Source organism: Winogradskyella ouciana (assembly GCF_009709615.1).
GTDB classification, from domain to species: Bacteria; Bacteroidota; Bacteroidia; order Flavobacteriales; family Flavobacteriaceae; genus Winogradskyella; species Winogradskyella ouciana.
The window spans coordinates 1-809 of sequence record NZ_WJYA01000019.1 but is presented as its reverse complement, the minus strand read 5'-3'; the positions used below and the strand labels follow the sequence as shown (position 1 = coordinate 809).

The window sequence follows — 809 nt, the reverse complement described above, 5'->3', positions numbered from 1 at the left end:
CGACATCCTCCACGAAGGAGTTTACAATCTTCCCGAAAGCTCCTCCTATAATTACACCGACTGCTAAGTCAATATGAAAAAATAGCCGGGGAGCACCGCCCACTTACTTAGAAATGGGGCAACCCGTTTTTAGGGGGCACTTCGGCGTTTTTCTCCAAGCGGAGTTCTTTGACACATCAGATAATTAAGAAAAAGAAGCCAGTAGCCATTAGAGTTAGGAGGGCTCTTCCATCTGGGTATGAAAAACAAAACTAATGTAGGTGCGGAGGCTTTCCCTATCCTGCACCAAGGCATTAGTGGCGGCTGAACCTCTTGAGCTTGGCTATTAAGAGTGTGCCTTTTTAGGCGGCACTTTGGCTGGTAGTTAATCCAGACCTACCCCTGTGGCACCCTATGCCATAGGGATAAGAGTGAGGAGTGGGCATTCGCTGCTTTCCAAAGGCTTGGGAAGCAGTCGCCAGTAGGTCTTACTTGCGTTAGGGGCTGGCGGGCTGTGCCGTCTGGCGTTGCCGCACGGCTTAGCCCTTCGGGAGGAGTGCTCCGCCTGCCTGCTAGTGGTAACCGCAACGCCAACAATGCCACGCTCAACAATCAGAGCAGCAACGGTTGGCTGTGGAGCAGCGAGCAGAACAATAGCAACAACTCGTGGAACCTATGGTTCAATAGCGGCAATAGCAACGCGGGCAACAACAACAATCGTGCAAACGGCTTTAGCGTCCGCTGCCTCAAGGACTAATACCGCCAAAAGGAGAACCGCAAGGGTTTGGTGCTTTTTCTACAGAGGCTTGCCTCTGTGTTATCTGGTGTGC

The 809-nt window shown here is 51.8% G+C and carries 2 protein-coding genes; one reads left to right on the top strand and one right to left on the bottom strand.

Going from position 1 to position 809, the window contains the following annotated elements:
* Positions 1-103, bottom strand: a 103-nt coding sequence (locus tag F1003_RS15490; protein WP_162307001.1) for an MscL family protein, incomplete at its 3' end; no start/stop codon positions are given.
* A 390-nt stretch (positions 104-493) separates the two neighbouring features.
* Between F1003_RS15490 and F1003_RS16980 the strand changes: the two genes are divergently transcribed.
* A complete protein-coding gene (locus F1003_RS16980) occupies positions 494-736 on the top strand; it encodes a hypothetical protein (protein WP_495697492.1) in 243 nt (80 codons plus the stop codon).
* Positions 737-809: the final 73 nt, after the last annotated feature.